We start from the raw sequence: 13,815 nt of genomic DNA, 5'->3' as shown, positions 1-13,815 counted from the left end.
GACCCAACCCCTAGAACATGGTTTAATTAGTGGTGTCGGAAGGGGAGGGCAACCCCCGACCGGCACCGGTAGGCCGACCGGCCGCCGACAACCTCTCTCACCAGGAGATAAGAGATGAGCACGCCTCCCACCGTCGCGGAGCTGGCCCACCCGATCGCCCTCGAACTCGGAGGGAACTGGCGACCGCAGCAGGCGTACCACGGCGTCCAGGAGCTGGACCACGCCGCCACCTTCACTCACCTCGACGGCCGACAGCTCCACCTCTCCGAGCGATTCGACGATCCCGGCCACCTGCACATCCGAGGCGCATTCCCCGCCACCGACTACCCGTTCCGCAGGGGCGAGCGCGACAGCGTCCGAGTCGCCATGAGTGAAGACCCGGCGGACATCGCGGCCCGGATCGCCGCCGATCTCATCCCCGTGCACCGCGAGGTTCACGAGCGCGTGACCGAGCACAACCGCGCACAGGCCGAGATGCGGCGGGGTGTCGAAGAAGCCGCACGCGATCTTTCCGCCCGACTCCCCGGAGCCCGAACGCGAGTCGACGGCACATCTGCTTTCGTTTACATGAACCTTGAACCGGGAGAGGTCCGTATCGGACTCGACGGCGACGCGGTGAGCCTCGTACTCAACGACGTGCCCCGGCTTATCGCCGACGCCGTCGTATTCGCGGTGAGCCGATTCCTTCCCAACATCCAGACCCCCGAGGGTGAACGCGGCGAATACGTTGACGGATACGCCCTTTAATTCCCGACGTTTCACGGCGGCGCGCTCCTGCAGCGCGCCGCCCCGCCAGAAAGGCCCTGTGATGAGCGCCGACGTATTCACCATCGAGCCGCAATGGGTCGTGCAGGCCCCGCACCTCCGGTGCACCCTTAAACGCGCTCTTGCGCTCCAGGCCACACATAATGTGTGGTCCGGTACCGAGCACATCAACAACGCCGTAGCGATGGCCTACGGCGATCAACTCCCGGACTCCGGCCGATGGGAGCTGACCCGTTCCCAACTCCGCACACTCAAAATCGCCATTGAATGGCGCAGGGCCAGGCGCGCGGCCAGCGACAAGGAGACCGCCCCCGATACCCTCGAACACTGGACAGAAATAGAGGACGAGGTCATAGCGGCATACCGAGCAGTGAGCAACGAGGCAGAGTTGTACTGGATTTAGGGGGTTGCCAATCACCCAATAACATGGTTTAATTAATTGTGTCGGAAGGGGCGGGCAACCCCCGACCGGCACCGTTAGGCCAGTCGGCCCCGGATGTCGATCTCTTACCAGGAGGACCGAGGCATGCCCCGCAAGCCGAAGATGACCGACGAAGAGCGTCGTGCCTACAGCGCCAAGATGCGCGGTGAACTCGAAGCCGTCATGGATCGCGCGTGCGGCGCGATGGTCGGCAGCGAAGACTTCTGGGCCGCCGTCATGCGCACGGCCGCGAACCTGACCCACCGGGACCGTGATGACCGCAGTCCCACCAACTGCATCGCCATCGCCGCCCAGTGCCCGAACGCCACCCACGTACTCAGCTCCAGAGACTGGCGAAAGGTCGGACGCTTCCCGGTCAAGGGGTCCACCTCCCTCCGCATCTGGACGCCGATCAAGCGCCGGACCGAGGATGCCCAGGGAGCCACGGCCGCAGCCGCCGACGGCGGGCAGCGAGAGGCCGCCGGCGAGGCCGCCGAGGGGCAGGGGCGCAAGGTGTCCGGCTTCAAGGCCGGGCCGGTTTTCGACATCAGCCAGACCGACGGCGACGCCTACGAGCCGCCCGCCGCCGCCCCGCTCGCCGCCGAGGTCATCCGGGATGTCCTGGTGAACCAGTACCGCGACCAGTACCACGAGGACCCGGAGCAGGCCGGAGGGTTCGACTTCACCTGGGAAGCCCCCGACAACGCCGTCCGCATCCTGCTGTACGGCCATGCGTGGCGACGTATCGCCGAGGCGGACGCCCCCCTTCCCGGCCAGCACGCCGCCGAAGTCGCCTCAGCCGCCCACGTCGCTGCGCTCATCCTGAACATCGCCCCGGGCCCCGCCGTCATGCCGCCGCTCGCGGGCATCATCACCCAGGACAAGAAGCCCCCGGTGCATGAGTCCGCCGTCCGGGTCATCGAGACCGGCCGCGCCATCGCCCGCGCCGTCACCACGGCCGCCGAACGCCGCCACGAACTTGTCGTGACCGGTTGACCCAGACCCAAGAACATGGTTTAATTAATGGTGCTGGAAGGGGGAGGGCAACCCCCCGACCGACACCATCGCCGGGGCCGACCGGCCCCGGCGGAATCTCTCACCAGACAGGACACGACATGCTCACCACTGACAAGAAGCCCACCGTCCAGGACTTCCCCACCGCGACGCTCGTGATCGCCGGACCCTGGCACCGGGGCCACCAGCTCGACACCCGCCCCGCCGTCGTCGTCGGCCCGTTCGGCGGGCCGGAGTTCGCGGACGAGGCCACCATGTCCGTGGTCTGGTTCTTCACCCTCGGTGCCCCGCAGCCCGGCGACAGCGTCCAGGCGATGTTCCCGCACGAGCTGACCCCGCTGGACGACACGCTGACCACGATGCACGGCGACACGTTCCGCGACATCGTCCGCAGCCTGCGCCGTGGCCGGTTCGCCTACGACGACGGGGACGCGCTCCGCGCCGCCGTCCGCCAGGCATGGCGTGAGCGGACCGGACTGGCCGACGCCGACCCGGCCGCCCGGCACACGCTCCACCGCAGCTGACACCAGGCCCCGCCGGCCCGGGGGAGGGCAACACCTCCGGACCGGCAGGCCCCAGCACCCAAGCGGACACCCCTTCGGGGCGGCAGGACAGGTCCGGTGCGTTCACCGCCGCCGGCCGACTCCGCCGCCGGCCGACTCCGCCGCAGGCGGCTCCGCCGACCGACGACGGGCACCGGACCGCAGCGGACGCGCCCCGCGGGGGCGCGGCAGCCCCTGCCGTCGCGCAGGGCGCGACGGCCCGCGAGCCGATCGTCCCTCACGGCCCGCGCCCGTGGTGCAGCGCCGCTGCCAACGCACGGTCCGCCCTGCGGCCGGACCACAAACTCTCACCAGAAAAGGCCAGTTCAGTGACTATCGAGATCACCCACACCCGCCGAGAAGGAACCCTGATCGAGGGCACCAGCCGGGGAGACGGATCGGCCGAGATCCTGCGGCTCCGCGAGTACGGCCGCACCCAGCGCCAGCCCTTCCGCTGGAGCAGGAACCTTGACTGCTGGTACCTCCCGCACAGCCGTGACCACGCCACCTACACCCCCTCGCTCGAACTCCTCGCCCAGCGACTCCGAGACGCAGGCTTCGAGGTCACACTGACCATCGACAACGCCGACCGCCGATCGTTCTCCGAGGCCGAGCAGGACCGGGAAGAGAAGGCCGAAGGCCAGGCGGAGAGGTTCGGCGGATACGCCGACACCGCCGCCCAGAACTCCGAGGCTGCGTGGAAGTCGAGCCACGAGATATCCGAGCGGTTCGCCTTCGGTCAGCCCATCCTCGTCGGCCACCACTCCGAGGGACGCGCCCGTCGTGATCACGCACGGATGGACGACGTGATGCGCAAGAGCATCAGTGAGCGCGACCGTGCCGAGCACTGGACAGGCCGGGCGCAGGCCGCCGCGAACTATGAGCGGTTTAGGAAGGACCCCGGCCGCACGCTCCGCCGTCTCGACAAACTGCGGGCCGACCTTCGCGCGGTCGAGAAGTGGCAGCGCGGCGAGTCCGCCAAGGGCTCCACCCGCAACCCCGACGACCTCGAGTTGAAAATCCGGCACGGGGAACTGACCGAAGAGATCGAGCACTGGCAGCAGATCATCAAGGACGCAGAGGCCAAGGGCTTCAAGGTCTGGTCGAAGGCCGACTTCACCCGCGGTGACTTCGTTCTCTACAGAGGCACCTGGTACGAGGTCCTGCGGGTCAACCCGAAGTCGGTGACCATCCCGCACATTCACAACGGGGTCGGTCAGCGCGTCGTCCGCGCGACGGACAACCGTCACGACGGCTGGACCTGGACCGCCCCCTACGACGACGTTTCCGGACGCAAGAGCGCCGACGAGATGCAGCCACCCCAGGCCGAGGCCGCCGAGCAGCAGCAGGCCGAGCAGTCCACGCCGAGCAAGGAGCCGGTACCGGCGGAGAAGCCGACCCCCATGGCGGCCCCCGGCGCAGGTACGAACTGGCAGGACGGCATGGCGCTGGTGCTGATCGCCTCGAAGAACTCCCGCCGCTCCCGCAAGCGTGCCTTGTGGGCGATGACCCGCCGCGAGGCACAAGCCGTGTGCGGCGACCCCCGTACCTCCGGCCGCTCCTACATGCTCACTTGGACCGACCGGCCCGGCACCGAAGGCGCCGACTGGGAATGGGTGCCGGACAACGGGAGCTTGGACCCGGTCCTCGAAGACCTGGGCATCACCCCGCGCCGCGAATGGACCGCCAACCCGCAGGACCCCGCTGAGGCCGCGTAACCACGCCCCGCCCGCCCCGGCGGCCGAGCGCGCCGGGGCGGGCCCCTCTCTCACCAGAACAGGGCACCACCATGACCACGCAACTCCTCGAACGACCCGCGACCGTCCCCGACCCCGGAGCGGGCGGGCTCATCGTCCCCGCGACCGAGGGCACCACCACCGTCCCGACGTACCGCGTCGGTTCCCCCGACATCCAGTGCCGTTACCCCTTGATCGTGGGCGAAGACCAGGTCATCGGCCGCGCCTACAGGTGGCACCGTGACTGGCTTGTCCTCACCACCGCGGGCGAACGCAACCTTCGTCGCCCGCCGAAGGGGACCCCCGGCACCGAGATGGCCGCCGCCCATCTCGCGCAGGAATACGCCGCCGGTCGGATCGGCGCCGTCCCCCTGGACCAGGTGCTCGCCGAGGCCCCCACCCCGCTGTGCGGGCCGGTGCCTCTCCTGCACCCGCGGATGTCGGTCAACGATCGCAACATCGAGGGCGCGCAGATCGCGTTCGCGGGGCTCCGGGCCCACCACTGGCGGGCAGTCCTGACCGGGTTCCCCGGCAGCGATAACCACTGGTACCTCAGCTGCGAATTGTGTGACTGGGAAGGCCCGAAGTTCTGGAGTCACCTGCGCGGGCGCAACGGAGAGCCGCCGAGCGCGCGCCGTCACAAGGGCGGGTGCATCGGAGAGGACAAGGTCCGCCGGTTGATCCCCGCCTACCAGTAGCAGCACCACCGGGGGCGGCGGCAGCGCGCCGCCGCCCCCGCCCTCCCGAAGGACACCGCCGTGCCGACCCGCCATACCCCTGAAAGCATCGTCATCGCGGACACTCCCGCCGCGATCCTGGAATGGGCCGCCCACCACATCGAACACGTCGGCCTCTACCAAGGCCCGCACCTGTTCGCCGGTCCCGGCCGTACAGCCACACTGCCGTGCTGGCCGCGCGGCGCCCTCCAAGTCGCCGCCGGCCACGGGCGAGGAGCCGCCGGCCGAACGTACGACTGGGACCGCATCAATCATGCTCGCGACCAGGCATTCGCCATCCTCGCGGAAACCCTCACCGGTCACCCCGTCGACACCGACGACCCCGCCGCCGCCAAGGCCCTGCACCGCGAGGCCATCGACCGATGGAGCGCCGAGCCCGGCCGCACCGCCGCCGACGCCGCCCGAGCGTTCCGCACCGCCGCCGCCCGCGCCGAACACGCCCTGTTCTGACACCCGACGCCCGCCAGCAACCCGAGTCATCGAAGGCCAGCACGATGGACGAGACGACAGAAGACCGCAGCACCACCAGGACGCCGAGCCGCCGAGGATCCGCCACCCCCAGCCGAGACGGCGTCCACCGGCTCAGCGTCCCCCTCCACCCCCGGCTCAGCGCGACCGAGCTGATCCGCGTACTCCTCGCGGCCCCGGGGGAAGCCGACCTCACCGCCCTCGACCCGGTACGGGTCCGGTCGCTCATCGCCGACGTGCTCACCCAGCACGGCTATGACGTGCTCGACCGATCGCCGTACTACCCGGAGCTCGACCGCCACCAGGACGCCCGCCGCGCGGTACGCCGCGCGTACGGGCCGCGGTTCCTCGATGCCCCCGACGAACAGGCCATGCTCGCTGACCCGCTCCGCGAAGTCCTCGCCGCCGGAAGGGGGAAGTCGTGACCACCACCGTCGCCGAGCCGACTGGAGCGCGGGCACGGCAGACGTACTACTGGCGAGTGCGCAACGCGCAGACGCACCACCCACCCGAGAGCGCCGGGCAGGCGTGGCACATCCAGCCCGGACACCCCGGCGGCGCGTACTGCGACCTCGGCCACGAGCTGGACCCGCCCGTACACCACACCCCGACCTTGCTCTCCCGCAGCCGGCCGACCCGCCGCCGGAGGGACGAGCAGGAGTTCCGCGGCGGGTGTCTCGCGTGCGAGTGGGAAGGCCCCGTGCACTCCGGCGAGGGGTTCGGGGACGGTGACAACGAGGCGGTGGAGGACGCGCACGACCACTGTTTCCCCGGCTGGCGGACGCTGCCGCCGATCACCACGGTCGAGGACCGGTTTGCCGTTCCCCGGAGCCCGAGCCGCTGGGTTCAGCTCACCACCGGGTACCCGGCGGGCTGGATTGACCAGGGCGCCCCCGTCGTGGCCTGGAGACGGTACCGCCGCGAAGCCCACGCTCCGCCGCACGAAGGACGCCCCCGCTACGAACTCCGCATCGCCCGGCCACCGAACGACCGGGGTCAACGCCCCACAGATCAGGGGGCCCTCTTCTGATGACCGCCGTCCTTCGGAGCAGGGCCCCACCCCGCCCAACGCAAAGGTGGTTTAATTACTCCGCCATCAGCGGAGCGGGCAACCTCCGACCGGCCATGCGTCCCACGGGGCGCCACGCACCCCAGACAACAGACGACGGCCAGCGCACAAGGGCAACAAGGCGCTGGCCGTCGGTGTCTCTCACCAGAAAGACCACACCATGCTATGTGACCGACACCCCGACTGTCCCCAGCCCGGCGACATCGCCCAGCTCACGAGGGGTAACAGCATCGGCGCCGATCCCACTGACAGCTTCGTCATCGTCGAGGACTTCCCGCCAACTGGCCGGCACCTCGTGCTCAACCTGCCCGCCGACCACCCCGGCCGCGCCGACTGGGCCGCCGCCGTCCCCCTGGCCGACATAGCCACCCTCACCCGGCTCGAACCGGCAGGCAGCCGTACGTGGGCGCCGGCCCCGGACCCGGACGACATCCAGTGACCGTGCCAAGCGGTCACGACCCCGACCAAGAACAGGAGGCGACCGTGTCCCGCAAGACCGGCCGCACGCTCTACTCACGCGCGGACCTGCGCAAGGTCCACGGCATCAGCGAGCCGACGCTTCAGAACCTGTGGACCGACCGGGAGAACAACGGGCACCCGCCCGTCGCGGAGACCATCGACGGCGTCATGCACTGGGACGGCGACGTATGGGCGACGTGGCACCACGAGCTTCAACGGCAGCGCGCCGCGGCGAGCACCACCAACCCGCCCAAGCTCGACGGCGACCCCGAAGAGATGGTCGGCCCCGCCGAAGCCGCGAAGGTCTGCGGGTTCGCCGACTCCACCACCGTCTCCCACTACGTCAAGAACCCGCCCGAGGGATGGCCGGAGCCGGACGACTGGGACGAGCTTCCGACCCGGCGGCGTCCCAAGTGGAAGCGCTGGAGGCTGTGGCAGTACCTCGCGGACCGGAAGGGCCGCGGGCACGCCGGCGGACGGCCCGCCGGCCGCCGCGGACTGGCCTACCCCTACCAAGGAGACGAGCGGCTGACCCTCGCGCGGCAGGCCATCGCGGCGAACCCCGGCGCGAAGAACGCCGAGCTGATCCCCGAGCTCCAGGGGCAGACGGAGAAGACCTACTCCCGCCCCACCTGGAACCTGATCCTCAAGTCCGCCCGCGAGCACCCCGAGGAGTGACCCCGTGTTCGACACCCGCTGTCCGCGCTGCGGTGGCCCGCTCGGTGAACGGCCCGCTCGCTCCCGGCTGACCGTCGACCGCGAGGTCTTCATCTGCACCACGTGCGGTACGGAGGAAGCCGTGCGCGAAGCACAAGGTCAGGCGCCGGTGCCCTTCGGCGAATGGCCCCTGACCAGATAGCCGTTCGCCGTGAGGCCACACGGTGAACGTGAAGGTCCCCGCTCCAGTACGGATGCTGTTGGCGAAAGCGCATGGTCGACGCCACCGTCTGACGACAGCACCAAGCCCCGCCCTCCAGCGCGATCGCGCTGGAGGGCGGGGCTTGCGACGTGTTCGAGGTCAGCCGTTGAACTCACCGTTGCCGGACAGGACTGGGATGTCGTTCAGGATGTGCGACAGCGGCTCGTCGCCCTTGGCCTGCGTGGAGTTCTCGGTGCACTGCTGGTTCTGCGGGGCAGAGAGGATCGGGATGTCCTGGACGGCGACGTTAATGAGGCCGACGAGGGAGCCGATGTTGGCCTTGACCGGCAGGGCGATACAGGGCTTGTCCAGCGAGCCCTGGGCGAGGGAGAGCTGCGGACTCATGTCGCCCTCCGCCTTCGAGTTCCCGAACGCCTGCTTGGCGCCGTTGCCGCTGAGACTCGTCGTGCCGCTGTGATCGCTGATGGCCATCGCATGAGGAGCGATGCTCAGGAAGCCGGCTGCGAGGACCGTTGTGACGATCATCTTCTTCATCATGATCTGTTCAACGCCCTTCCGGGGGCCTCGGTCACGGCGGGGCGCGCCTGGCTCGTCGTGACCTTCGGTTCCCAAGACCCGGTTGTGGTCTTGGGAACCGAAGGTCACGCGAAGTGCCGAATTCACCCACAGCATCCAGTACGGAGCGGGGACCTTCGTCATGTCACCAAGTGCTGGCGGGCCGGGCAGAGCCCAACCAAGACCGCTCGACCCGACAGCAGGGCGACGGATCAGCGGCTACGAGCCCCCTCCGGCCGGGAGCCCGCTTCCCCCTCGTGCCGATCACCCGGGTGCGGGGGCGGAGTCTCACGTCCCGGCTCGAACCGGCCCTCCGCGCCGGGCTCGTACGCCGGGGAGTCCGAGGCCATCCAGTACGGGCCCGACAACTCGGCGAACTGGCGGGGAGCCGCCGGATGCGGGGTGCGCTCCAAACGCGGACCAACGACACAACCCCGCGCAGGTACCGCACCGACATTGGATCGTCATACCGCCTCACCGCGTACGGCACCCCAGCCCACGCACCTCGCACAGAGGTAACAGTCCAACAGGGCATCAGGCTCCAGCAGCCTGATCCGCAAGAGCGACCAGGCTGCTCCGAGTGCCTGAGGTTCCCCTCGTTGATCATGATCTTGAATTTAGAGGACCAAGGTATCGTCACTTCGTGACGATACAATCAGCCAAGATGACCGAATCTGACTGAACGCAAGCGGGGGGTGAGCGGGCCGGTGGGGTGGGTGACCATGATCGGCCCGTCCGACGAGCAGGTTGAGTACCGCCTTACCGGCGGTCACGGCTGCGGGAAGTCCACGACGGTCGACGCCGCCCCCCTCGTTGCCGCCGTCGAGGCCAAGGCCGAGGCGGCGGGTTCCCCCGTCGCCTCCCTGCTCGGCTCCCGCGAGGCCAAGCGCGCCTTCTTCCGTGCACGCGGACTCATCCGTAGCAAGGGCTCGGCTCGGTTCACCGGGTTCGACGCCGTCGAAGTCGCTGCCGCAGCCGGGCTTGATGCTCGCGACATCTACGGCGAACAGGCCCTTCCCTCACCGGCCGCCGACGGACAGGTGGACTACCACCTGGATGCCAGCGAACGCCCCCTGGTGTGGATCGGCAACGGCCTCACCGAGTTCGACATCACCCCCGGCAGCATCCTCGCCCCCGAGCACTTCCAGGCCGCCCGACGCCTCATGCACGGTGAGGACCCCCGGACCGGGCAGACTCTCGTAGAACCCAAGCTCGCCATCGCGCCGGCCGCCAAGCTCCCTGCCGCCCCGCTGGTCCGCGCTATCCGCCGCGCCGCCGCCGAACGCAGCGTGAACCCCGTCTCCCTGCTGGACTCCCAGCGTAAGCAGGACGCCTTCCGAAGGATGGAGAGCCAGCTCAAGCGGTTCGGGGAATCGCACCGCGTCCCCGCCTCCACCGTGCTGAAGCTCGCCGACGCCGTCGGCATCGACGCCGTCGACCTGTACGGCGAAGACACGCTGGAGAAGGCCGTGGCCGCCGAGGCGGGCGGCCGCCTGGACGCCCGTGCGCTCCTGCGTGCCGTCGAGGCCCGCGCATCCGAGACCGGACAACAGCCCGGCGACCTGTTCACCGCCGCGTCAATGAAGCGCCGGTACGCCCAGACCGAAGGCGAAGGCGAACGCCGTCTTCGGGATCTGCCGATGGACGTGCGCGAAGCCGTCGCCATGGCCAAGGCGGCAGGACTTGCGCCCGAGGACGTGTGGGACGCCGAGGAGATCAAGGCCGCTCTCCTCGAAGGCCGAGTGCAGGTGGGCAACTTCGGTGCCGACGTCACCTTGGACCTCGCGAAGTCGAAGTCCGCGTTCCTCGCCTACGCCCCGGAGGAGATCGCCGCCCAGGTCGAGGGCATCTACACCTCCGCCGGCCGCGAGTCCATCACCGCCCTCGAACGGTGGACCGCGTACGCCATGCGAGGTCACCACGGCGACGGCGACGAAGCGGAGAGGGCGAAGACGAGCGGGTTCTCCGGCTGGATGATGGTGCACCGCGCCGCTCGACCCGTGGACGGCGCCCCGTACGGCGACCCCCACTTCCACCTGCACTTCACCCTGGCCAACATGGTCAAGGGCACCGACGGCAAGTGGTCCACCATGGCCAGCGGGGGCCGCGACCTGCACCGGCACACCCGCGCGACCCAGTCCCTCATGAACGCTCGTATCCGCCGGGAGCTGACCGACAAGTTCGGCATCAGCTTCCGCCGCGAGGAGCGGACCGGCGCATGGGAGATCGCAGCGATTCTCGAGGCGACGATCCGCCTGTTCAGCAAGCGCGACAGCCAGGTCCGGGACCTGCTGACAAAGCTGGGCATCGACTACGACAGCGCCACGACCCGAGAGCGCACTGCGGCCTCCACCGCGTCCAAGGCCGCCAAGAACGGCGAAGCCGCCGGAGTCGGGGACGACGTTCTTCGCGCCTACTGGCAGGCCGAAGGCCGCGCTGCCGGTGACGACCCCGACGCCATCGCAGCCAGCGCGATGGAGCAGGCCCGAGCAGACCAGAACCCTGGTCTGGATGAGCTATGCGCCCAGGTCTTCGACCCGAAGACCGGCTTGACCAGCCACTCCAAGGAGTTCACCCACGCCGCCGCCATCGCCGCCGTGCTGGACGCCCTCCCGTACGGAGTCGCGAACGCCGAGGAAGCCGAACAACTCACGACCTCCGTCCTCCGTCACGCCGGATACGCGGTTCAGTTGAATCCGAAGGGCGCTCAGCACTTCACGCACGCCGACCGGTACACCACGGCGGACGTCGTGGCGGCGGAAGCGCTGATCGTCTCTGAGGCAACGAACCGGCTCGGCGCGCAGGCCGCCGTCGTCAGCCGCGACACGGTCGGCATGACCTTGTCCACCGTCGAGGCCCAGCACGGTGGCACCTTCGCGTTCTCCGACGAACAGCGCGCCGTCCTCGAACGGCTGCTTACGGCCGGGCACGGAATCGACGCGGTGGTGGGCATCGCCGGATCGGGCAAGACCACGATCATGGACACCGCCCGGCAGGCATGGGAGGCCCACGGTCTCGTCATCGCCGGCGCGAGCACGGCCGCCGTCGCCGCCGCGAACCTGAAGGCCGAGGCGGGCATCGAGTCCCGCACCCTCGCGTCCTGGCTCACCGGCATCCGCACCGGCGGCCCCGGCCTCACGGGCGTTGACGTGCTGGTCGTGGACGAAGCCGCCATGTGCGATGACCGCGACATTGCCGAACTCCTCACCCACGCCGCGATGACCGGCACGAAGGTTGTCGGCATCGGTGACCCGAAGCAGTTGCACTCGCCCGGCATCGGCGGTTCCTTCGCTGCCGTGCACCACATCGTGGGCGGACTCAGCCTCAACGAGAACTTCCGGCAGAAGGACGCGATCGAGCGCCGGGCCCTGGAACTGTGGCGCGACGACAACCGGGTGGAAGCACTCCGTACCTTCGCCGGGACCGGCCGCGTGCACGCCCTCGCGGACAAGGACGCCACCCTCGCCGCGATGCTCACCATCTGGGCCGACAAGCGCGCCGGGCACACCGACGACCACACCGCCGTGCAGCAGCTCCTCATGCTCGCCGCCACCAACGAGATCGTGGAGGAACTGAACGTCGGGGCCCGCGCCCTGCGGAAGGAGAACGGCGACCTCACCGGCCCCGAGCACGCCTACGCGCTGCCCGGCGGCGGCGAGCTGATGCTTTCCGTAGGGGACCAGGTCCTCCTTCGGATCAACGACTACCGGGGTAAGCGGACCCGAGGCGAGAACGAAGACGTGCTGAACGGCCTCCGCGGAATCGTGCGGGCCGTGGACGAGGAACGCCGGGTGCTGGTCGAGTGGCGAGAGAAGACCGCCGACGGCCACCGTGACGTTGCTGAATGGGTCGACGCCGACTACATCGCACAGGGCGGACTCAGCCTCGGATACGCGATCACCGGCCACAAGTCCCAGGGCCTCAGCGTCCAAGAGGCCCTGGTCTACGGACCCGGCGCACAAGCGAACGCGCTCTACACGATGATGAGCCGCGACAAGGAGGAGTCCCACCTCTTCCTGCCGCTCTCCGTCTACGAAACCGATGCCGACCGCGCCCGCAGCGGCGACGCACTCACCGAGCAGGAACAGCTCGACCGCGCCGTCGCCGGCCTCATCCGCGAGATCGAGAACGGCACCGAGGAACGCATGATCCTCACCGAACTCCCAACGAACGCGGTCCCCGTCCACGTCCGCCAGGCCGTGGCGGACCTGCCGACCCCGCGCGCACCCGGTACCGGAGAACCGCACGACGCGGACACTCCCGACGAGGACATGGAGACCGAGAACCGACCCACCCCGGCGCCCGCCGCGGGGCGCGAGGAGTCGACCGCGTCTCCGGAACCTGCGCCGACGGCCGACCGCCCATACGCTCACCTCACCACTTCGGCCTTGCGCGACGCAGTGCGCAAGGCCACCGTGGCAGCGCGCGCCACCAGCGCGGCGGCCGACGAGGCGGAGGCTACCGCCGATCGCGCCGAACAGCAGGCTGCCGCCGGGACAGGCCCGAACGCGCTCGCGCTCAGCCGTCGTCAGCAGGACGTTGCCCAGCGTGCCGTGGCGATCCGCGAAGTCCGAGCACTGGGCGGCACGATCACGGAGTGCACTGACCGACTCCACCACACGCAGGCCCGTATCCAAGGACTCGAACAGCAGTTGGCCGAGACAGGCCGCTTCGGGCGGCCGGTGCTCCGTGGAAAGGATCGGGCTGCGGTCGAGGCCGACCGTGAGGAATTGCTCCGTACGCGCGAGGAGGACGCGCGAGAACTGGAGCAGATGAGCACGCGGCTCCACGAGGTCACCCAGCAGGCCGGGCCGGTCAGCGAACATGAAGCCGTACTCACCGAAGCGGACATGCCGCAGGAGAAGAAGGCCGCACTCCTTCGGCGGGCCCAGGAGAAGGACAACCAGGCAGCCAAGCAAATCCGGGCCGAGGCCGCCAAGGCGCGCAACACGTCCAACGGTGCGGCCTACCGCGTAGCTGGTCTGCGGGATGAGTTGTCAGCGCGGGCCGAAGGGAGGGCGCCGACGTCGAGTGACGAGCCCCGTCGCCAGCATGGTCGAGATGGGATTCCTGTCTCTCCTTACACCGGGCAAGCCGACGCGCATGCGCATCTGTCGCACGATGGACCGAGCGAGCCACCCGTTGGGCCACTCCTGTGATGGAGTCCGC

General features: G+C 69.5%; 14 protein-coding genes. 13 read left to right on the top strand and 1 reads right to left on the bottom strand.

Features of this window, described 5'->3' with window-relative positions; translation table 11 throughout:
* The first annotated feature begins 114 nt into the window (after positions 1-114).
* From ADK36_RS35030 to ADK36_RS49710, 12 genes are all read left to right on the top strand, one after another.
* Positions 115-747 (top strand): hypothetical protein, encoded by a 633-nt coding sequence (locus ADK36_RS35030; protein WP_053200404.1) that lies wholly within the window; start codon positions 115-117, stop codon positions 745-747.
* A 61-nt stretch (positions 748-808) separates the two neighbouring features.
* Positions 809-1,168, top strand: coding sequence for a hypothetical protein (locus ADK36_RS35025; RefSeq protein WP_159391238.1), 360 nt, complete (start codon positions 809-811; stop codon positions 1,166-1,168).
* Between the two features lie 123 nt (positions 1,169-1,291).
* Complete coding sequence (locus ADK36_RS35020) at positions 1,292-2,182, top strand: hypothetical protein (protein WP_053200400.1); 891 nt, start codon at positions 1,292-1,294, stop codon at positions 2,180-2,182.
* A gap of 119 nt (positions 2,183-2,301) precedes the next feature.
* Positions 2,302-2,724: a DUF6409 family protein gene (locus tag ADK36_RS35015; protein WP_053200398.1), complete on the top strand. Its 423-nt coding sequence runs from the start codon at positions 2,302-2,304 to the stop codon at positions 2,722-2,724.
* 347 nt (positions 2,725-3,071) lie between these two features.
* Entirely contained in the window at positions 3,072-4,460 is a 1,389-nt protein-coding gene (locus tag ADK36_RS35010) for a DUF3560 domain-containing protein (protein ID WP_053200396.1), read from the top strand.
* 71 nt (positions 4,461-4,531) lie between these two features.
* A complete protein-coding gene (locus ADK36_RS35005; protein ID WP_053200394.1) occupies positions 4,532-5,176 on the top strand; it encodes a hypothetical protein in 645 nt (214 codons plus the stop codon).
* A gap of 60 nt (positions 5,177-5,236) precedes the next feature.
* On the top strand, positions 5,237-5,665 hold the full coding sequence (locus ADK36_RS35000) for a DUF6197 family protein (protein WP_053200392.1): 429 nt from the start codon (positions 5,237-5,239) through the stop codon (positions 5,663-5,665).
* 44 nt (positions 5,666-5,709) lie between these two features.
* Complete coding sequence (locus ADK36_RS34995; protein WP_053200390.1) at positions 5,710-6,108, top strand: DUF6181 family protein; 399 nt, start codon at positions 5,710-5,712, stop codon at positions 6,106-6,108.
* Positions 6,105-6,713 (top strand): DUF6349 family protein, encoded by a 609-nt coding sequence (locus tag ADK36_RS34990; RefSeq protein ID WP_053200388.1) that lies wholly within the window; start codon positions 6,105-6,107, stop codon positions 6,711-6,713. The genes ADK36_RS34995 and ADK36_RS34990 overlap by 4 nt, the downstream gene beginning before the upstream one ends.
* A gap of 199 nt (positions 6,714-6,912) precedes the next feature.
* Positions 6,913-7,191, top strand: a complete 279-nt coding sequence (locus tag ADK36_RS34985) for a DUF6211 family protein (protein WP_053200386.1) — start codon at positions 6,913-6,915, stop codon at positions 7,189-7,191.
* Between the two features lie 44 nt (positions 7,192-7,235).
* Complete coding sequence (locus tag ADK36_RS34980; RefSeq protein ID WP_234329994.1) at positions 7,236-7,889, top strand: hypothetical protein; 654 nt, start codon at positions 7,236-7,238, stop codon at positions 7,887-7,889.
* A gap of 4 nt (positions 7,890-7,893) precedes the next feature.
* Positions 7,894-8,070, top strand: a complete 177-nt coding sequence (locus ADK36_RS49710) for a hypothetical protein (protein ID WP_199830307.1) — start codon at positions 7,894-7,896, stop codon at positions 8,068-8,070.
* Between the two features lie 159 nt (positions 8,071-8,229).
* Here the strand turns inward: ADK36_RS49710 and ADK36_RS34975 are convergent, their stop codons facing one another.
* Positions 8,230-8,628 carry a rodlin gene (locus ADK36_RS34975; protein ID WP_053200382.1) on the bottom strand — a complete coding sequence of 133 codons (399 nt, stop codon included), beginning with the start codon at positions 8,626-8,628 and terminating at the stop codon, positions 8,230-8,232.
* A gap of 740 nt (positions 8,629-9,368) precedes the next feature.
* On the opposite strand from ADK36_RS34975, the gene mobF reads away from it, so the two are divergent.
* Positions 9,369-13,805: a MobF family relaxase gene (gene mobF, locus ADK36_RS34970; protein ID WP_234329993.1), complete on the top strand. Its 4,437-nt coding sequence runs from the start codon at positions 9,369-9,371 to the stop codon at positions 13,803-13,805.
* Positions 13,806-13,815: the final 10 nt, after the last annotated feature.

This window comes from Streptomyces viridochromogenes (assembly GCF_001270495.1).
In the GTDB taxonomy this organism is placed as follows: domain Bacteria; phylum Actinomycetota; class Actinomycetes; order Streptomycetales; family Streptomycetaceae; genus Streptomyces; species Streptomyces viridochromogenes_A.
The sequence above is the reverse complement of the archived record's forward strand: the minus strand, read 5'-3'. Positions and strand labels throughout refer to the sequence as shown.

Coding starts and splice junctions, on each gene's coding strand:
- ADK36_RS35030 (WP_053200404.1), top strand. CDS start 115: ATGAGCACGCCTCCCACCGTCGCGGAGCTGGCCCACCCGATCGCCCTC.
- ADK36_RS35025 (WP_159391238.1), top strand. CDS start 809: ATGAGCGCCGACGTATTCACCATCGAGCCGCAATGGGTCGTGCAGGCC.
- ADK36_RS35020 (WP_053200400.1), top strand. CDS start 1,292: ATGCCCCGCAAGCCGAAGATGACCGACGAAGAGCGTCGTGCCTACAGC.
- ADK36_RS35015 (WP_053200398.1), top strand. CDS start 2,302: ATGCTCACCACTGACAAGAAGCCCACCGTCCAGGACTTCCCCACCGCG.
- ADK36_RS35005 (WP_053200394.1), top strand. CDS start 4,532: ATGACCACGCAACTCCTCGAACGACCCGCGACCGTCCCCGACCCCGGA.
- ADK36_RS34995 (WP_053200390.1), top strand. CDS start 5,710: ATGGACGAGACGACAGAAGACCGCAGCACCACCAGGACGCCGAGCCGC.
- ADK36_RS34985 (WP_053200386.1), top strand. CDS start 6,913: ATGCTATGTGACCGACACCCCGACTGTCCCCAGCCCGGCGACATCGCC.
- ADK36_RS34975 (WP_053200382.1), bottom strand. CDS start 8,628: ATGATGAAGAAGATGATCGTCACAACGGTCCTCGCAGCCGGCTTCCTG.
- mobF (WP_234329993.1), top strand. CDS start 9,369: ATGATCGGCCCGTCCGACGAGCAGGTTGAGTACCGCCTTACCGGCGGT.